Annotated in this window: 17 protein-coding genes and 1 pseudogene; 12 read left to right on the top strand and 6 right to left on the bottom strand. The window is 28.3% G+C overall.

What is annotated here, in order from left to right; translation table 11 throughout:
* The first annotated feature begins 84 nt into the window (after positions 1-84).
* On the top strand, positions 85-768 hold the full coding sequence (locus OTK55_RS06280; RefSeq protein WP_274871285.1) for a flavodoxin family protein: 684 nt from the start codon (positions 85-87) through the stop codon (positions 766-768).
* Between the two features lie 14 nt (positions 769-782).
* Here the strand turns inward: OTK55_RS06280 and OTK55_RS06275 are convergent, their stop codons facing one another.
* On the bottom strand, positions 783-1,982 hold the full coding sequence (locus OTK55_RS06275; RefSeq protein WP_274871284.1) for an MFS transporter: 1,200 nt from the start codon (positions 1,980-1,982) through the stop codon (positions 783-785).
* 834 nt (positions 1,983-2,816) lie between these two features.
* Here OTK55_RS06275 and OTK55_RS06270 point away from each other — a divergent pair.
* From OTK55_RS06270 to OTK55_RS06255, 4 genes and pseudogenes are all read left to right on the top strand, one after another.
* A complete protein-coding gene (locus tag OTK55_RS06270) occupies positions 2,817-4,817 on the top strand; it encodes an Ig-like domain repeat protein (RefSeq protein ID WP_274871283.1) in 2,001 nt (666 codons plus the stop codon).
* 422 nt (positions 4,818-5,239) lie between these two features.
* Positions 5,240-5,377 (top strand): annotated as a pseudogene (locus OTK55_RS06265) (flavodoxin family protein); the annotation flags it as partial.
* 15 nt (positions 5,378-5,392) lie between these two features.
* A complete protein-coding gene (locus OTK55_RS06260; RefSeq protein ID WP_274871282.1) occupies positions 5,393-5,581 on the top strand; it encodes a hypothetical protein in 189 nt (62 codons plus the stop codon).
* Between the two features lie 141 nt (positions 5,582-5,722).
* Positions 5,723-6,334: a flavodoxin family protein gene (locus tag OTK55_RS06255; protein WP_274871280.1), complete on the top strand. Its 612-nt coding sequence runs from the start codon at positions 5,723-5,725 to the stop codon at positions 6,332-6,334.
* A gap of 79 nt (positions 6,335-6,413) precedes the next feature.
* On the opposite strand, the gene OTK55_RS06250 is transcribed toward OTK55_RS06255, so the two are convergent.
* Positions 6,414-6,617 (bottom strand): hypothetical protein, encoded by a 204-nt coding sequence (locus OTK55_RS06250; protein WP_274871279.1) that lies wholly within the window; start codon positions 6,615-6,617, stop codon positions 6,414-6,416.
* A gap of 72 nt (positions 6,618-6,689) precedes the next feature.
* Here OTK55_RS06250 and OTK55_RS06245 point away from each other — a divergent pair, with 72 nt between their 5' ends.
* Together OTK55_RS06245 and OTK55_RS06240 are read left to right on the top strand one after the other, a co-directional pair.
* Positions 6,690-7,217, top strand: a complete 528-nt coding sequence (locus tag OTK55_RS06245) for a nitroreductase family protein (protein WP_274871278.1) — start codon at positions 6,690-6,692, stop codon at positions 7,215-7,217.
* Between the two features lie 120 nt (positions 7,218-7,337).
* Complete coding sequence (locus OTK55_RS06240) at positions 7,338-7,556, top strand: ferredoxin (protein WP_274871277.1); 219 nt, start codon at positions 7,338-7,340, stop codon at positions 7,554-7,556.
* A 59-nt stretch (positions 7,557-7,615) separates the two neighbouring features.
* Here OTK55_RS06240 and OTK55_RS06235 read toward each other — a convergent pair whose 3' ends face one another.
* Positions 7,616-8,008: an SAM-dependent methyltransferase gene (locus OTK55_RS06235; RefSeq protein ID WP_274871276.1), complete on the bottom strand. Its 393-nt coding sequence runs from the start codon at positions 8,006-8,008 to the stop codon at positions 7,616-7,618.
* A 132-nt stretch (positions 8,009-8,140) separates the two neighbouring features.
* Positions 8,141-9,154 carry a methylcobamide:CoM methyltransferase MtaA gene (gene mtaA / locus OTK55_RS06230; protein ID WP_326520469.1) on the bottom strand — a complete coding sequence of 338 codons (1,014 nt, stop codon included), beginning with the start codon at positions 9,152-9,154 and terminating at the stop codon, positions 8,141-8,143.
* A gap of 484 nt (positions 9,155-9,638) precedes the next feature.
* Between mtaA and OTK55_RS06225 the strand changes: the two genes are divergently transcribed.
* The 3 genes from OTK55_RS06225 to OTK55_RS06215 all read left to right on the top strand — a co-directional run bounded on the left by OTK55_RS06225 (position 9,639) and on the right by OTK55_RS06215 (position 13,116).
* Positions 9,639-10,064, top strand: a complete 426-nt coding sequence (locus tag OTK55_RS06225) for a hypothetical protein (RefSeq protein ID WP_274871273.1) — start codon at positions 9,639-9,641, stop codon at positions 10,062-10,064.
* Between the two features lie 172 nt (positions 10,065-10,236).
* Complete coding sequence (locus OTK55_RS06220; RefSeq protein ID WP_274871272.1) at positions 10,237-11,385, top strand: aldo/keto reductase; 1,149 nt, start codon at positions 10,237-10,239, stop codon at positions 11,383-11,385.
* 183 nt (positions 11,386-11,568) lie between these two features.
* Positions 11,569-13,116, top strand: a complete 1,548-nt coding sequence (locus OTK55_RS06215; protein WP_274871271.1) for a coiled-coil domain-containing protein — start codon at positions 11,569-11,571, stop codon at positions 13,114-13,116.
* Positions 13,117-13,129: 13 nt separating this feature from the next.
* On the opposite strand, the gene OTK55_RS06210 is transcribed toward OTK55_RS06215, so the two are convergent.
* The gene (locus OTK55_RS06210) at positions 13,130-14,296 is read right to left on the bottom strand and encodes an NAD(P)/FAD-dependent oxidoreductase (RefSeq protein WP_274871269.1); all 1,167 of its coding nucleotides are present in this window, start codon (positions 14,294-14,296) and stop codon (positions 13,130-13,132) included.
* 182 nt (positions 14,297-14,478) lie between these two features.
* Here OTK55_RS06210 and OTK55_RS06205 point away from each other — a divergent pair, with 182 nt between their 5' ends.
* Complete coding sequence (locus tag OTK55_RS06205; protein ID WP_274871268.1) at positions 14,479-14,859, top strand: DUF5655 domain-containing protein; 381 nt, start codon at positions 14,479-14,481, stop codon at positions 14,857-14,859.
* A 160-nt stretch (positions 14,860-15,019) separates the two neighbouring features.
* Here the strand turns inward: OTK55_RS06205 and OTK55_RS06200 are convergent, their stop codons facing one another.
* The gene (locus OTK55_RS06200) at positions 15,020-15,256 is read right to left on the bottom strand and encodes a hypothetical protein (protein WP_274871267.1); all 237 of its coding nucleotides are present in this window, start codon (positions 15,254-15,256) and stop codon (positions 15,020-15,022) included.
* 146 nt (positions 15,257-15,402) lie between these two features.
* On the opposite strand from OTK55_RS06200, the gene OTK55_RS06195 reads away from it, so the two are divergent.
* On the top strand, positions 15,403-15,990 hold the full coding sequence (locus tag OTK55_RS06195) for a hypothetical protein (RefSeq protein WP_274871266.1): 588 nt from the start codon (positions 15,403-15,405) through the stop codon (positions 15,988-15,990).
* Positions 15,991-16,016 lie beyond the last annotated feature (26 nt).

Raw genomic sequence — 16,016 nt, 5'->3', positions numbered from 1 at the left:
TTGTACTATTTATATACATGTAATCCTTATATTAATATATTAATTAATCAAAAGATAGATATTAAATATTATATTAAATAAGGAGTGAATAACTTGAATTTTTATGTTATAAATGGTAGTCCTCGTAAAAATAATAACACTGGAAAACTATTAGACGAAGCAGTAGCTGGTATTTTGGATAAAACTTGTGATTTAGATGCTGAGGTTAATGTTGAAATAATTGATTTATATTCTCTTGATTATAAAGGTTGTATGTCTTGTTTTGCTTGTAAACGAATAGATGGTCCTTTTTATGGAACTTGTCCTATAAATGATGACCTTAAACCATTACTTGAAAAATTATGGAATGCTGATGGTATTATAATAGGTACTCCTATCTATTTTAGTAATATTAATGGTGAAACAGAAAGTTTTCTTGAAAGATTTAGATTTCCAAAATATGTTTATGGTGGAGGACCATTATTAGAAAAGAGTATTCCTATGGGATTAATTTACACTATGAATGTTGATGAGAAATTATCCGATAAATTATATAAAGAAACTATTTATGAACCATTGGAATCTGGTTTAAGTGGTCTTCTTTTAAAAGATGTTTACTCTTTAAAAGTATATGATACGTATCAATTTGATGATTATTCCAAATATGAAAATTATCTATTTAAAGAAGAAGATAAAGCTATTCATCAACAAAAACAATTTCCCCGTGATCTTAAGAAAGCTTATGAAATGGGTGTTCAAATAGCAGAAGATACTATTAAGGGAAATTAAAAGGAATTAATCATTCATATTCCTCTATTTTCTTTTTTTGTTGATAAATTTTTAGATAATTTAAGTGTTAATATACATGATATAATTACAAATACCAGATACAATAATGATACATTTATTAATGTTGTATATGTAATTATAATACTTATCATCATGTTTACTAGTGCCGTTCCTCCATCTGTTATTAGGTATGATGTTGATAATACTCCTGCCATGTCTTCTTGACTAGTTTTTTCTACTAAGTTATTCATTGTAGCTGTAAATGTTAATCCACAGAATATTGCTGTTAGAATACTTGATATGATAAATGGTATTATCCATGACATTATTAAAGATATGTTTATTATTACTAAACATGCTGTAAATCCAATTATACCATATTTTTGACCTTTTTTATTTCCAAAATGGTTTATTAGACTACTTCCTAATATTTGTGGAGCCATTATATTAGCATATACTATTGCTGCTATTAGTTTACTATTTGTTCCGAATTGCATTAATGACATTATTGAACTAAATGATTGATAGAATCCTGTGATGGAATATGTTGATATTGTGGCTATTATGGTAATTGGTATGTATTTTCTGATATTATGAGGTATGCTGATTTCTGGTTTTATTGATTTTATTACTCCTTTTTTAGGTGTTACTGTTTCTTTTCCTAATGATATCAAGATTATACAGATTATTAGAATTAGTATTATTGGCAGAAATACTGTTGAGATTAGTGATGGATTATAGTCTACTATTACCCCTGAGTTTATTGCTCCTATACTAAATCCAATTAATGGCATGTTTGTTGCTATTATTACGCCTATATTTGAATTTTCGGGTGAGGTATCTATAATATATGCTTGTATACTACCTGCTGTCATTCCACAACAAATTCCCTGTAATAACCGTCCTAACAATAATAACTGTCCATTATTTACGTAGATGAAGCTTAAACATCCTAGTATACTTAAGATTAATGTTATTCTGATTGTTGGTTTTCTTCCTAGGTAGTTACTTATTTTTGATAGAAATATTAAGCTAAATACGTTTCCAATAAAATATACAACTGTACTGAATGATATGATATTATTTGGTATGTTATATAATGTTTGATATGTTGCATAGAAGGGTATTGCCGTACTGCTTGCAATGAATAATACTGTTATTGTTATACTGGCTACTATGAATCCAATTTTCATCCTTGTATTTTCATTAATCATATTTATTCTCTAATATTAATTTTGTCATTGTTGATTCTTAATAGTATTTAAATAATATTTAATAAAAGCATGCTTATTTTAATCTATTATATTAAGCAGGTTTTTGGATAAAATAGATAGTATTAGATGTATGCTCTTATTTTAATATCGTTAACTTTAAGAATTAATATCTATTAAAATATATATCATTTCTCTTTGAAATACGTTAACCTAGAGAATTAATCAACTATATTAATTATAACTACTAAAAAAATCTTTATATTAAATAAAAAGGATTATTATCAATTAATCTAGTTCTATTATCCATTTAATAACAGTATTGACTCATGTCTCTACTATCTATATAAATAGAAATTTCTTAAAGAAGAAGTTAATTATAATCAGCATAAGAATAAAGTTATTCCATGAGTATTAATAATGATAAGATATACTCTGATTAATATCCTATAAAAGAGATAACTTCATCTGTAAAAAATATAAAAAGAAGATAAATCATTAATAAATAAAATAAAGAACAGACAGAAAGTATAAAACACGGTAAAATAAGGATAAAATTCCTTATAATGATATAACAAAGGTCATATAATTAGATATTAATAAAAAAAATCTCAATCAATCGAATTTGTTTATATGGGTTCTATTTTTTATTTAAAGATAACAAATGGATTAAAAAAGCTTAAAAAACATTTTCCATTAGAATAAATTTATTAGTCATAAACAATTTAAATATATAATAGGTTAGTTATGAAAAAATAATTTAACTAACTATATGAATGTAATTATATCCAAATTATATAATTATAAGGAGGTTTTATAATTAAGCGATATTTTGGAATGATTCTATTACTAGCAACTATGATATTATTAATAGGATCAGTAGCAGCTACAGACACTGCATCCAATGATACAACACATAGCAGTATATCAACTGCATCTAGCTTACAAACTACAACAGCAAGTAGTGAAGCATCAGATACAGATACTGTAAGTGAAAAGATTACAACGCCAAGCACATCAGATACATCTAGTACAGTTTCTGATGAAAATACAGTGAAAACGAATTCAGTAACTTCAACACAATCAAGTTCAACAGTGAAAAACACAACTTCTGTTTCAAGTTCTGATACTAACAGTAATACTCAAACAAAGTCCTTAAAAAGCAGTAATAGTAGCTCATCTAAAACTAGCACAAAAATGTCAGTAACAAATACTACATTATATGGATACTCCAATTATACAATGAAAGCTACCGTCGTAGATAATTCAAGTAAATATGTGAATAGTGGAACAGTAGCTTTTAAAATAAATGGAGTGACTGTAGGAAACACTACAGTAAGTAATGGAAAAGCTAGTTATGTATATCCATTAAACGGCTTTTCTGCAGGTACATATAATATTACTGCTATATACTCCGGTACTACAAAATACAGTTCAGCTAGTGCGGCTGGTACTTTAAATATTAACAAGTATGATACAAAAACTACAGTAACATCAGTGACTGGAAAATCAGGGTCATCAGTAACATTAAAAGCAGTAATTACGACAAGTAACGGTTCTTATGTAAAAAATGGACTTGTTGCATTTAAGATTAATGGAAACACAGTGGGATATGCTAATGTATCCAACGGTGGAGCTAAGTTGGATTATATTATTCCATCAACATATGGATCTACACTATATACAGTCACAGCTGTTTATGGTGGAAATAATATATATTCATCATCAAAAAATAATGGAAATTTAACATTGACTCCAACTGTCGAATCAAAAATAACTATTAAAACAACACCCGTATTAGCAGGTAAAACAACAACAATTAAAGCAATTATAACCACAAATAATGGTTCTTACATAAAATCTGGAATTGTCGCATTTAAAATCAATGGAAAAACAATTGGATACGGTACAGTATCTAATGGTGGAGCATCAATAACTTATACAATACCATCAAGTTATAAGGATTCAACATATACTATAACAGCAGTATATGGTGGTAATGGTAAATATATTGCTTCTAGAGCAAATAGTACTCTTACAGTTCTTCATAAACAAACAACATCTATAACTGTAAATACTGTTACTGTTAAACCAGGGTCTACTGCTACCTTTTCAGCTGTTATAAAAAGTAGTAATGGGTCCTATGTGAAAAATGGTACTGTTGCATTTAAGATTAATGGAAAAACAATAGGTTCAACCAATGTAACCAATGGTGTAGCTAAGATTAATTACACTATACCTTCTAGTTGGGGTTCATCCTCATATACTATTACTGTTGTGTATGGTGATAATGAATATTATTCTAGTTCAAGAGCTAACGGAACACTTAAACTGAATATTACAAGTAATAATAGTAGTAATTCTAAGATTTCAGTTCCATCTGGTTATGAAAGTTATGTTAAATCTACTTCAAATTGTGACATTACTAATAGTAAGATTGTTAGTTTAGCTAATACTATCTTATCTAAGGTATCTAGCTCTAATACTAAAACTATTGCATCTTATATATTTAGTTATGTGAATAGTATTACAAGTTATACTTACTATTCTAACACTCGTTATGGTGCTGTTGGTACCTTAACCCGTGGTAGTGGTAATTGTTGTGATTTAGCACATCTAGTGGTTGCTGTGATGCGTGCATGTAATATACCGGCAAGGTATTGTCATGCTACATGTACATTCCGTAGTGGTCTAGTAGTAGGTCACGTATGGGCACAGGTATATGTTAATGGAGTATGGTATAATTGTGATGCATCATCAAGTAGTAACACGTTTGGTAATATTGTTAATTGGTCTAAATGTGGAACAATTAAGTATTATACATCTCTACCATTCTAATATTCCTTTTTTTATTCTTTTTTTGTTTAAAATTATTATGATTAATTTTTATTTCTGAATTTTTCTTTATATGTTTAATTCTTATTTTTCTTAAGTAATTATTTATAATACAAAATGATATTTATATATGTAAATATATTATAGGTGATTATAAATGAAAGTATTACTAATAAATGGTAGCCCCCATAAAGAGGGATGTACATAGACAGCACTAACAGAAATAGCAAATGAATTAGAAAAAAATGATATAGACTCTGAAATATTCTGGATAGGAACAGAACAGATACGTGGATGTACTGGATGCAGAGTATGTAAAAAGAATCCTGGAAAATGTGTATTTGATGACGATATCTGTAATGAATTAATCAAGAAATGCGAAGAAGCTGATGGTATGATTAGGTTCACCTGTATACTTTGCTGGTATTAATGGAGGACTCTCAGCAATACTTGACAGGGTATTCTATGCTGGTGGAATTAACTTTGAAAATAAGCCAGGAGCAGGAGTAGTAAGCTGTCGTAGAGCAGGAGCAAGTGCATCATTTGACAGACTTAATAAGTATTTCACATATAATAAAATGCCAGTAGTACCTAGTCAATACTGGAATGTTGTACATGGTAATACACCGGAAGAAGTAAAGCAGGATATTGAAGGATTACAAATAATGAGAACCCTAGCAAAAAACATGGCATGGTTACTTAAATCATTAAAAGATGAACCAACACCAGATTATGAAGAAAAGACCTTCACAAACTTTATAAGATGATATTTTTATTATTATCTTTTCTTTAATTATTTTTTGATTATTATTTGTAATTATTGCTAATTCTTAAATTCTTAATTTTACGATTAATTATTTATAAAAGTATCCATATATTAATATATATAAATATATAGGTGATTATAAATGAAAGTTTTACTTGTAAATGGTAGTCCCCACAAAGAAGGATGTACATACACAGCACTAACAGAAATAGCAAATGAATTAGAAAGAAATGATGTAGATTCTGAAATATTCTGGATAGGAACAAAACCAGTACAGGGATGTATTGCATGCGGAGTATGTAAAAAAAATCCTGGAAAATGTGTATTTGATAACGATTCATGTAATGAATTAATCAAGAAATTCGAAGAAGCAGATGGTATAATAATAGGATCTCCAGTATATTATGCAAGTATAAATGGAGCTCTCAGTGCACTATTAGACAGAGTATTCTATGCAGATGCAGAAAAATTTGCTAATAAACCAGCAGCAGGAATAGTAAGTTGTCGTAGATCAGGAAGTACAGTATCATTCGATAGATTAAATAAATACTTCGCAATATCCAAGATGCCTATAGTAACAAGTCAGTACTGGAACGCTGTACATGGTAATACACCAGAAGAAGTAAAACAAGACCTTGAAGGATTACAAACCATGAGAACTCTAGCAAAAAACATGGCATGGTTACTAAAATCAATACAACACGAAACAGAACCAGAATGTGAAGAGGTAATGTTTACAAACTTTATAAGATAATACTTTTATTATCTTTAACTTTTTTTTTAAAATATAGATATAATAAATAATCTAATAAAAGATGATTCATAGATTACGATTACCATAAATCATCCAATTCATCAGGATTATAACTATCCAATCTAGGACGCTTATCTTCAATCTTATCCACACTAGGTAAATCCCTTAATTTCATTTCTATCAAATATTCATAATAGCCAGCTAAGGTTAAACCACTAACATTTCTACATACGGCACGTGCACGTCTTTGAAGTTCAGGATCAATATTTATTTCCATTTTCATAATCATCAACCATTAAAACTATTTATATAATCAAAAGATAATTAACTTTAACTATAAAAGAGGAAAAATAATATGAATAAAACCGATATAATACTAGATAATATATACAATAGAAAAAGTGTCAGACAATACACTGATAAAAAGATAACAAAAGAAGATTTAGATAAAATAATTAAAGCAGGAATAAGTGCTCCCTCTGGATTAAATCTTCAACCATGGCATTTTATTGTAATACAAGATAAACAAACACTAATTGATATGGCAAGTATACATGAATACTCTGGAATGTTTAAAGATGCTACTGCTGGTATAATAGTATTATATGATACTGAAAAAACATATCAAGGATTAGAAGAATTAGCAATACAAGATCTCTCAGCAGCAACAGAAAATATATTACTAGCAGCAGAAGCACTGGGGCTTGGAGCTGTATGGACAGCTATACATCCAGTAGAAAAAAGAATGAATAAACTCATAAAATACTTTAATTTACCAGAGACTATTATTCCATTCTCTTTAATAGCATTAGGATATCCATTAAAGAAGCAAGAACCATTAGATAAAATGGATACTAATAAAATTCATTGGGATAGATGGTAGTTAATAAAACAAATAATAAAGATTTGATTGATTAAGTAATTTTTTACCATAATAGTAACAAAAACTTAATAATAATAGAATGTATATATTATTATTAAAAAATTATAATGAGGAGATATTATGGTAGAAGTAGTATTAGACAGAGAAGAATGCACAAGTTGTGGAAACTGTGTAGAAGTAGATGAAACAAAATTCACTTTTGATGATGATGACAAAGCTACAATAATCGGTTCAGAAAGAGACGATGGTATGGATGAAATAGAAGTAGATGATGCATCAGTTTATGAAGAAGCTGCAGAAAAATGTCAAGGTGAATGTATAGAAGTATATGATGATTAAATGTAATTATCATAAAACTATTCTTTTTTTATTTTTTTATACTTAAATATAACTTTTTTTTAATTATGATTTTTAATATCAAGAACAGGTGTACCGTCTAACATGTCGACGCCTGTGAAATATATCTTATTATCCTCAATTTTTGTTACAGCGATTATAGATACTCCTATAGGATTAGGTCTTCTTGGAGCATGTGTAGAGAATAATCCTCTCATAGGTCCCACTCCACGCCAAGGCACTGTTAAATCATAGCCTTCTGATTTATGGAAGTGAAATAATAATATATATTCATCACCTATACGTAAATCAGATATACCTTTCATGTATTTTTCATCTAACTCAATGTATGCTTCAACATCTTTTGATTCTGTGTAATTTTTAGGCATTTCCTGTGGATTAGTGTATTTACTATGTATAAATCCTATTGGTTTGTATTCTATTTTATCATTCATATTCTCAAGCCATCTTTTATCATTTTTATAATTATATTATCTTTTAATAACATATTTAAATCTTTTATTAATTAAACAAGAAAAATTAGTCAATAATTAATAGATAAATAAAAAAAAATAAGTAAATTATTATTATATTCCAAAGAATTCATTACGAGCATTAACCATAGCTTGAATATTCTTTAATGGACTAGCAGCTGCTATACCACAACTAGGAGCTACTACATCTACTCCCTTATTTAATGCTTGTAATACCTCTTCTCTTACTTCCTCAGGTGTTCCTCTAAACAAGGTTTTACTTGTTGAAATATTACCACATACTTGACATTTATCTCCTAAGTCATGTTTTACCTTTTGAGCAAAGTTCATGTCAACTGCTTCCTCTATACTTATACCATTATATCCACAGGATAACATGTCCTTTAATATACCGGCTGTATGACCACATATATGTAAGACATTCTGTGATTTCATAACCTCTTCAATATCTTCAAGAGCAGGCCTACATAACTGTTCAAAATCAAGAGGGCTAAGCAAGTCACCAGATGATGTTGGATCTGCTACACAAATCACTTCAGGTTTTACTTCATTTAATTTCCTGATATATGCTGATACTGCTTCTGCTGCTACTTCTATTGCATCCTCTACTGCAAATAAATCTAGGTTAATCATTTTTAGTATTTCTTCCACACCTATTAAATGGCCGGCTACTGTAAATGGTCCTGTGATACCTACACATACGGGTAGATTATCATATCTTTCATGCAATATTTCTACTGCCTCGCATATTACTGGTATTCTGCCTGATTCTTCGAAGTTTTCTGGGATTTCTATATCTTCTGGTTTTTCAAATGGTGATTTTACTACCTCAGGTGTTCTACCACCAGAACCTAAATCTACTTCACATCCCATTGATTCTGCTTCTACCGCTAGACAGAATGGTATTTTCGCATCTTCTAAGCCTGCTAGTTCATATAATGATGCTCCTAGAGTTGCCATTTGTTCGGGATCTTTATGTGCTGTTGGCCAAGATGTTCCAGTTAATTCCATTGCATCTAATATACCTGATTGTGTAACAGTAATAACTGGAGTTATATCTGTTTGTTTACCATTTAACACGTCTTCTAGATTTTTTTTATAATTTATATCCATTTTCACCACTTTATCCAATATTTAAGATTTAATGAATTTCTTTGTCATAAGTTAAGTTATTATGATAAAGTTCATTATTTAGACAATTGCTTATTTAATCATCTATATATAAGCGCTTTATGTTATTAAATTTAAATTAATTAGTAATATTATATCTACATTGTTTAATTAAACATTGTGAATATTATTATTAAATCATAGATATTCGAATTATAAAATCTAATGTGTAAATTATTGTAATTCTAATATACAATATTCAAATAAAAAAAAGTAATATTAGTTAATTATTTATTAAATATAATTAATTAATAGAAAAAGTATCAAATTAAGTATTAGGGAAAAACCTAACAAGAAAAATTGAAAATATTGATTATATTATTCTACTTAATTCAATTAATAAAACTTAATATATGAATATAAATTAAAAATAACATAATACTAAATATAAATTCAAAAAACTTATAGGGAAAAGATTAAAATGGAAACATTTAACAATGCAAACCTCAGACAATTCCAAACACTTCAACACATTATTGATAACTCAGATGAAGAACACATAACTTGCATCATCAACATACTAATACAATCAGATAAAATAGATACACCATACTACTTAGATACTAAAATAAAAATAACACACTGTGCTGAAACTATTAATAAGGGTATTGTCCATGCAATGGATGTACTTGAAAATCATCGAATGTATAATATAACTGAAGAAAAATACAATCAAATAAAAACACTAGTTGATAAATTATTTAAAGATAATAATGATTTAAGAACTAAAACAGAAATTACCCCACAAAAGGATGAAATACAAATAATCACTATGAATAAGAAAAAATTACAGAAAACATTAAACGAATATGAGAATCTATTTCAGATTATTGATGATTTATCATAAAATAATTATGTTATATTCATCTATTCCTGACCATTTACTATTTTTTTTATCAAGTATTCATTTAAATAATAATATCTGTTCTAATTTTTATGATTATATTAATGATATATTCACTTTAAATATAAATATATGTAAATATATAAATATAATAAATAGAAAAGGAGATTTTTTAATGAAATACAGGGAAATAGGAAATACCGGGATAAAAATCAGTGAACTATCCTTCGGTGCTGAATGGATGGGAGAATTACCTGACGAAGAAGTTAACAAATTAGTAAAATACTGTGAACAAAAAGGAATAAATGCATTAGATTGTTGGATGTCAGATCCTGATATAAGAAGAAAACTAGGAAATGCAATTGAAGGCAACCGTGAAAACTGGATAATACAGGGTCATATTGGTTCCACATGGCAAAATAACCAATACGTTCGTACACGTGAAATCGATAAAGTAAAACCAGCATTCGAAGATTTACTAAAAAAATTCAAAACAGATTACATGGACTTTGGAATGATACACTACGTAGATGAAATAAAAGAGTACCATGAAATTATGAATGGAGAATTCATAGAATACATACGACAACTAAAAGAAGATAACACCATACACCACATAGGACTAAGTACACATAACCCTGATGTAGCATTACTAGCAGCAGAAGAACCAGAAATAGAATTAATATTATTCAGCATTAACCCTGCATATGATATAATGCCTGCTACAGAAGATATTGAAGATTACTCAAATAAAGAGAAATATACACGTGATTTATCAAGCATTGCACCTGAAAGAGCAGAATTATACCAGAAATGTGAAAATAATAATACAGCAATAAATGTAATGAAATGCTTTGCAGGTGGCCGATTATTCAACGATGAAGACTCACCATTTGGAGTGGCATTCACTCCAATCCAATGTATAGAATATGCACTTACACGTCCAGCAGTGAAATCAGTCTTTGTAGGAGTAAAAAGTATTAAGGAATTAGATGATTCATTAGCATATTACGAAGCTAATGAGGATGAACGTGACTACACCAAAATATTAAAGAATGCACCTAATCATTCATTCAAAGGTCAATGTACCTATTGTGGACACTGTGCACCATGTCCCGTTAACATTAACGTAGCCATGGTAAACAAGTATTATGATTTAGCAAGAATACATGAACAAATACCTGAAAGTATACGAGAACACTATAATAACCTGTCAGCACACGCTTCAGATTGTATTGAATGCGGTCAATGTATAAAAAACTGTCCATTTGATGTGGATGTCATTGACTATATGCATAAAGCAGAAGAATTATTTAATCAATAAGAATCAATTCAAATACATGATAAAATAGCATATATTCTCTAAACTTCTAAACTCCTTTTCTTTTTAACTTTTTTTTATTATTATAGATTATTAATGTATAAATAATTTAGATTATAGAAATATAATATAATATCTTTTCATCTAATATAACAAAATTTTAAAACAATTTATAGGACGTAAATAATGAACATACCTGATAAAATAATTGAATGCAACCTAGAATCACTCGAAGGATATAATTTTCCAGTGAATAAGCCATTCAACCTAGTTGTATATGCAGATGATATTAAATATGAATTTCTTGTTAATCTAAAGGATACTAGCGATAAATTACTAATTCTAGCACCGGGCAGTATTCCTAACAAACATGACAGAACAAAACCTTATTATGAAAGATATAACTGGTACTTTGAAGAATCAACAATATTCATTAATGATCCTACAACTTACATAAATAATGAAATAACAACAGGATGGGGATTAGGTACAATTGATAACTGGTACTTAGAAACTATTGCAGAAATCATTTCTAAAATATCACGGAACCTCTACAAGTATGATGTTAATAATCAATATGGTAACCTCATGTTTTATGGTAGTTTATCAGGTGGATATATGGCTATCATGTTATCAATTCTCGTTAAAAATTCTATTTCAATAGCAGAAGTTCCACAACTTGAAATATTCAGGTCATATCCTAAACCCCTTATTAAACATGTATTTAAGAATATGTCACTTAAGCAGATACATGATAATTATGAGTATAGAATATCAATCATAGAACTAATAAAAAAAGAGAAATATATTCCACGTTCTGTTGTATTACTTGATTATACATTTGATTTAGATCTTAATAAGGAGTATTTCTCGTTCTTCCAGAAGTTATGTGAATTACCTTACATTAAAAAAGATGATAAAAATAATATTAATGTCAGGATAATTGGTAGAAATAAGGGTCATGAAACATTAAAACCTTGGCAGTTAAGAGATGTTATTAGTAATGTTAATAAAATTATAGATACTAGTTTTTATGATGTATCTACCATACACAAAAATAAGATTATTGAACAAGAAAAAAAGATAAAAGAGTATGAGGAAAAATTGAAAAATGAAATCAATCAGATATCCATCAATAATAAGGAGATTGCCCAATATCAGAATGAACTAAAATATCATCTCGAGAAGATTCATGATAATGATAAATTACTTGAAGATTATAAGATAGATTACCTAAGCGAAGAAGACCAAATACAAGCTAATGATAAGAAAATAGCAGATTATCAAGTAGAATTAGATAAGTTAAATAGGAAGATTATTGAAGAAGATACTCAATTTAAGGAATATAAACAGGAAAGCACTAATAAATACAATGAGTTAAAAGAAAAATTAATTATACGTAACAAGGTTACCCTTGAATACTATAAATTAAAAGGTTCATTAAAAAAGAAGTTAATATTATGGATACCCTACGTGTATATCCTACTCAAAACCAGGCCATTTAATGAAACATTCATTAATATAAGATTATACCGAGCACTACAGGATAGTGAATGGTTTGATGTAGGATTTTATTTAGTAGTATATCATGAACTTTCAAGGAAAAAATGGTGTAAATTCTTAACTCCTGAAACACATTATGTCTGCTATGGATTTAATGAGAAAAAGTTACCACATGAAGATTACACATGTGTAGATTCAAAGAAAGAATTACTAAGATTACTTAAAAAGTAATCCTTAACAACCCTTATGCGTATAACTTTTTTAATTGTAATCCGGGCTTAGAACAGTTTTCTATCATGTATCGTATTATATTATCTATATCTGATTCATACATTTCTGCATTCTCTAACTGACTTGCGATTATATTAAAATCATCATCACTTAAAGATAATAAAAATTTCCTAGTTTCATTATAACGCTCAGTATCTTCATTAATCAACATGTCAGTATACATTGTAAATTTCTGCATATATACTTTGTCAAGATCCTCACCAGTGAATATTAACTCACCAGCAACAACACCAGCATATATTCCTGAAGCAATAACATCCTCTAATTTCATATTAGTTAATGGATTAATAAAACCAGCAGCATCACCAGTTATCATAATATTATCATCAACACGTTCACGACTAATACCATTAATCGGAAGTATACGGGATTCTTTATCTATAATAGTATAATCATCTAATTTCTCTGATAAAAAGTTATCCAATAACTCCTCAGAATCTGAATCATTACTATTTAATGTACTTAAACCAATATATGCATTATTTTCATCCACTGGTAATATCCATGCATAGCCACCAGGTGCTACACTACCAAAATACATATTAATATTATTATCAGCACCAACATTAACAGATTTAACTTTATACTGAACTATACTACGCGTGTTTTTATCTGATAAATCATAGTCCAGATTAACTTCTTTTGTCATATTAGAATCTAAACCCTCAGCTATGATAAGTATATCAGTAGTTATTTCTCCTATATCAGTATTATCTACAGTTACAACTACACTACTACCATTTCTACTGATACCTGTAGCCTTTGTATTAAAATATATTTCAGCATTACTATCTAATGCCATTTTCTTTAAATCCTTATTAAATTTATCTAAATCAACAATATATGATTTTTCAGGCATAGCAATAGTTGAATCATCTAATACAATTCTATTATTATCTGGTGAATTTAATGTAAAACCATCCGTAGTATTTAGAATCCAGTCAGGATTAGATTTAATATTAAGCTGTCGCAGATTAGTTTTTGTTATGTACTCAACACCATTTGTAGAGACGTCCTCCTTTTGTTCTATTACTACAACTTTATCTCCCTTAGCTGTAGCTTCCTTTGCTGCACATAATCCAGCAATACCTGCACCTATTATTAAAATATTTGTATTCATCTTATCACTTTTATTTTTTAAATAATCAAAAATTCTATATAATTTAATTTATCTTTTTTATACTATTATTTTTATTATTTCAGAAGGATTTGAAAACAATTTAATAATTATAATAAACATTTATTGTGATAATTTTTTAAAATAAAAGAGACTAATATAATAAATAGAGTAAAGGTGATAATATGACATTTCAAGATAAAACTATTGAAGAGATAATCAATGACAAGGAATACCCATTAATAAATGTGTTAAATGATGTAATTGATAGAATTAAAAAACTTAGCGGTGAAATAACAGAAAAACGAGATGATTCATCTATCTCATATTATATACGTAACATGAATTTCGCCACCATTATACCAGAAGAGGATTATGTTCTTATTAGAATTGAAATGCCATACGCCAGAATAATAGATTTATCACAGGCATGCCAAGTTGACTACTATAAAGGTAAAAATGGTGTTGACATAATAAACTATCATATTAACAGTGATTTCGAAAAACAATACGGTATTAGTCTAGTACGACAAGCATTCACCTATTTTAAACGATTAAAATTATAACATCTACTATTTGATAAGGTGTCTTATATGAATAAGGTAAATGAACTAGTTAACAAGATTAAAGATTCGGAACTAGAAAAAGAGAAAAAAGAACGCCGAAAACAAAAGAAGGATAAGAATTAATATTACTTTTTTTACATCTTCATCCAACTAATTTTTTTTATTTATTATGATTTATAACCATTGGATTATATCCTTTATAGTGCTCAAATATTTTCACAATATATTTTAAGACTGTACCTACAAGAAATGCGGATATAATTGTTCCAATATTAACGCTACCTGGTGAATGTATCATAAATAAACAAACACATAATGATACTACTACCATTGTAGTGTCAAATATTATTTTAATTCTATGAAACGGCTGCTTAGTAACTATAGTAACAGCCTGCATTGCTCCTTCACCAGCAAGAGGTAGTAAGTTTGGTGGTAAGTATAAAAAATTTTTAATTAGATTGATTCTATTATTTAGGATATAATTTTATAGTTGTAATGACAAATTATTATCTAAATTTCAATTAATATGGAGGATGAATACTAATGAATATTAAGAAATTATCTTTAATATTAATATTCTTGATGGTTTCTTGCCTGTTAACTACTATTGTTTCAGCTGATGATTCTGAGGACAGAATGGTTAAACATGATTTCTTCCCAGTAGACTTTGTATTTGAGTATTCTGATGGTAATACTACTGATTACAAGGGTGATCTTGGTCTTCAACATGCTTTTTGTACAAATACTGAGGATAATGCTACTTATAGACTAAGTCCTGGTAGTGTAAGAGGTATTGCATATGCTACCAAAGGTACATTTAAATTCAATGAAACTATTCAGACAACCAGATATAAACTCACAGATTCTGATGTATTTGGAGTACTTTTCATGTATTACAAGAATGGTACTGAAATAAAATCTCTTGACATTAGTGATAATGATTTAACAGCTGACCAAAGACAATACTTTGATGATTATAATCAACAAAGACAAGAGTATCTTGAACAACAAACTGCTGATGAGATAGATTCAATGAGTATTCAACAAGGTTATCAATATAGTCATCAGAAATCACATCAATCTGGACTAATATTTGGTTCTCATGGTGTAGGTTATTATAGATCATTTTAAATATAGATGATATTACTTCATCTATT

The sequence above is a fragment of the Candidatus Methanosphaera massiliense genome (genome assembly GCF_028890305.1).
GTDB lineage: Archaea > Methanobacteriota > Methanobacteria > Methanobacteriales > Methanobacteriaceae > Methanosphaera > Methanosphaera massiliense.
The sequence above is the reverse complement of the archived record's forward strand: the minus strand, read 5'-3'. Positions and strand labels throughout refer to the sequence as shown.

Bases quoted from the DNA above. Each gene is read 5' to 3' on its own strand.
- OTK55_RS06245 (WP_274871278.1), top strand. From the start codon at position 6,690: ATGAATAAAACCGATATAATACTAGATAATATATACAATAGAAAAAGT.
- OTK55_RS06275 (WP_274871284.1), bottom strand. From the start codon at position 1,982: ATGATTAATGAAAATACAAGGATGAAAATTGGATTCATAGTAGCCAGT.
- OTK55_RS06220 (WP_274871272.1), top strand. From the start codon at position 10,237: ATGAAATACAGGGAAATAGGAAATACCGGGATAAAAATCAGTGAACTA.
- OTK55_RS06195 (WP_274871266.1), top strand. From the start codon at position 15,403: ATGAATATTAAGAAATTATCTTTAATATTAATATTCTTGATGGTTTCT.
- OTK55_RS06240 (WP_274871277.1), top strand. From the start codon at position 7,338: ATGGTAGAAGTAGTATTAGACAGAGAAGAATGCACAAGTTGTGGAAAC.
- OTK55_RS06210 (WP_274871269.1), bottom strand. From the start codon at position 14,296: ATGAATACAAATATTTTAATAATAGGTGCAGGTATTGCTGGATTATGT.
- OTK55_RS06260 (WP_274871282.1), top strand. From the start codon at position 5,393: ATGCCAGTAGTACCTAGTCAATACTGGAATGTTGTACATGGTAATACA.
- OTK55_RS06255 (WP_274871280.1), top strand. From the start codon at position 5,723: ATGAAAGTTTTACTTGTAAATGGTAGTCCCCACAAAGAAGGATGTACA.
- OTK55_RS06225 (WP_274871273.1), top strand. From the start codon at position 9,639: ATGGAAACATTTAACAATGCAAACCTCAGACAATTCCAAACACTTCAA.
- OTK55_RS06270 (WP_274871283.1), top strand. From the start codon at position 2,817: ATGATTCTATTACTAGCAACTATGATATTATTAATAGGATCAGTAGCA.
- OTK55_RS06200 (WP_274871267.1), bottom strand. From the start codon at position 15,256: ATGCAGGCTGTTACTATAGTTACTAAGCAGCCGTTTCATAGAATTAAA.
- OTK55_RS06215 (WP_274871271.1), top strand. From the start codon at position 11,569: ATGAACATACCTGATAAAATAATTGAATGCAACCTAGAATCACTCGAA.
- OTK55_RS06235 (WP_274871276.1), bottom strand. From the start codon at position 8,008: ATGAATGATAAAATAGAATACAAACCAATAGGATTTATACATAGTAAA.
- OTK55_RS06205 (WP_274871268.1), top strand. From the start codon at position 14,479: ATGACATTTCAAGATAAAACTATTGAAGAGATAATCAATGACAAGGAA.
- OTK55_RS06250 (WP_274871279.1), bottom strand. From the start codon at position 6,617: ATGAAAATGGAAATAAATATTGATCCTGAACTTCAAAGACGTGCACGT.